Genomic DNA, 2,159 nt, shown 5'->3' with positions numbered 1-2,159 from the left:
CCTATCGGCTCAATGGTCTCTACTCAAAGAAAAATATCCCAGTCGTCGGGTTATTATTGCCAGCAAAAATATCAAAGATTTCCAAAACATTACTGATTGCGCTCTCTGGCAAGATATACATTATTAAAGCGAAACCGCTTGTTTGTATTTTTTTCAATAGTAGTTATAGATATAATTCAATCTATTTGCCACCCGAAAAATTCTTGATCAATTGGGACTCGATCGAGGATAATTAGAGAAAGTATCTTTGCTGGTGAAATTGAGGAGATTAGGATAGGAAAAACGGTTCTTCGTTACTTGGTATGGTTCGATAGGGTGGCATAAATCGACCAAATCCTTATCTGACAAGAGACTTAATTGATTAGCTAGTTCTAGAGCGAAAACAATTGGCAAAAATCACAGCAATGTCTGTCTCTATAAGGAATGAAACCCTTATAGAGACAGACATTGCATAAGACAACCCGAAAATCCTACACCATGAATACTCTAATGATCGTGCGGTGCGCCAAACCCAACGGTTAAGGTGTTACCCATTGGATCATAATCAACGTTTACTTCTGCCATTTTTGTCTGATTAATTATAAGGTTTTAATGATTGGGTAGGAGCGAATTTTTTGGTCAACTGTAATAATGATTAAATCATTTTGCATTGCTTGACAAATTAGCAGTCTATCAAAGGGATCACGATGCAAGGGAGGTAATTTCATTAAATAGGCGATGCTTTCTTCATCAATCGTTAAACTCGTTATTTGATGGCGATCGCGTTGTTTGGGCAGATAAACTTCTGGTGTTTCTGGCAAGGGAAGTTTACCTAATTGATATTTAATAATGGCTTCCCAGATGGAGGCTACACTCAAATATACGCTATTTTTAGCGTCTTTAATGGCATCACAAAAATCTTGTGAAAGTCGAGTATCTCCATTAAGAAACCAGAGAAAGATATGAGTATCGAGTAAAAGTCGCATGATTTTTATAAAGGGTTTTCAAAGTCCTGTAGGATTTCATCGGGTAAGGGATCGTCAAAGTCAGCAGGAACGGTAAATTCTCCTTGACAGAGGGCGTAGGGTCTAGGGGTTTTTGGCTCTTTTTGTTGATTCCTTCTGGCTTGGGTAAATAATAAAAAGTCAAGCAGTTCTTCAACAATTTCTTCGGAGATTTGAGATATTTCTTGGATCAGTCTTTCTCTAGTTGTCATTAGGTTTGCTCCTTTTAAGGTTGAATATTTAAGATTTGACGTTGTTGATTATTAAGGCGATCGAGTTCTTGCTTAAGGGTTTCTTTTGTTATCGTTGGCATTCAATTTTTCTTGGCGGTCTAATTGCGGGAAATAGCTCTTGTAACAGTATAGCTATTGGTTTGGCGGTTTTGGTCGTTTATATATGGTTGGCTGAATAATGGTAAAACCCTTTTAAAATAAGGCTTTTGACCTGTTAAAATCCGCTGTTAATGCTGCGAAAATCGGATTGGGACTCTCAAAAACCTTGCATTATCCTTTTCGTGGTACAAAATTGGTACAAAAAGAGAGGGCAACAAAGCCTGAAACGACCGACGACCGGCTACTGACGACCGACTCCTGCCCCCACGAAAAACTTTTTGCCGCAAACCCTAATTAAGCTAAGACGTATTTAAAGCACTTATTCTTAAGATTAGCCGAATCTCCCCCAATCTCTTTACTGTTGCCTCTTGCCTCTTGCCTCTTGCCTCGTCTCAACAAGCAATTTAAATGCTTAACAGCTGACGACATCTATCGGATTGTTGAGGTGCTTTGGGCTATTGATTTTGATAATCCACCTGTATCAGCAAAAGCAGATGCGATGTTTGATTATCGAGAAGTTCTCAACTATCAGGGTGGGAAGGTGATGGAATTGGAGAAGTTACCAACTTTCAGACAGCGTTGGGATGACGATGGCGGTTTGGGGGGATTCCAAACTTACATTCAGAATTTATTGGGGCTGTCAAGCAATAACTAAGAGCCTTGTTAAGCTTGTGTTATAGTATTGAGCAGATATAGGGTAACTGCTATGACTGCTATAGTTCAGGAACTTTTAGATACCTTTGACCGCTTGACAGACTCAGAGCGGTTAGATTTGCTATTAGAGATTCTGAAGCGGACAATTCACCTGGATTTTCCGCCCTTATCTGATGAAGATCTAGTCCTC

General features: G+C 39.2%; 3 protein-coding genes and 1 pseudogene. 1 reads left to right on the top strand and 3 read right to left on the bottom strand.

Going from position 1 to position 2,159, the window contains the following annotated elements:
- Positions 1-207 precede the first annotated feature (207 nt).
- The 3 genes and pseudogenes from O9295_RS21365 to O9295_RS21355 form a co-directional block, all read right to left on the bottom strand.
- A pseudogene (locus O9295_RS21365) lies at positions 208-448 on the bottom strand (hypothetical protein).
- Between the two features lie 130 nt (positions 449-578).
- Complete coding sequence (locus O9295_RS21360) at positions 579-965, bottom strand: type II toxin-antitoxin system VapC family toxin (RefSeq protein ID WP_288035177.1); 387 nt, start codon at positions 963-965, stop codon at positions 579-581.
- 5 nt (positions 966-970) lie between these two features.
- Complete coding sequence (locus tag O9295_RS21355) at positions 971-1,195, bottom strand: DUF2281 domain-containing protein (protein ID WP_002796731.1); 225 nt, start codon at positions 1,193-1,195, stop codon at positions 971-973.
- 502 nt (positions 1,196-1,697) lie between these two features.
- On the opposite strand from O9295_RS21355, the gene O9295_RS21350 reads away from it, so the two are divergent.
- Entirely contained in the window at positions 1,698-1,970 is a 273-nt protein-coding gene (locus O9295_RS21350; RefSeq protein WP_288035175.1) for a hypothetical protein, read from the top strand.
- Positions 1,971-2,159: the final 189 nt, after the last annotated feature.

Origin of the sequence: Microcystis sp. LE18-22.4A, assembly GCF_027531105.1 — a bacterium.
Taxonomy (GTDB): Bacteria; Cyanobacteriota; Cyanobacteriia; order Cyanobacteriales; family Microcystaceae; genus Microcystis; species Microcystis aeruginosa.
This window is presented reverse-complemented; position numbering and strand designations above follow the sequence as displayed.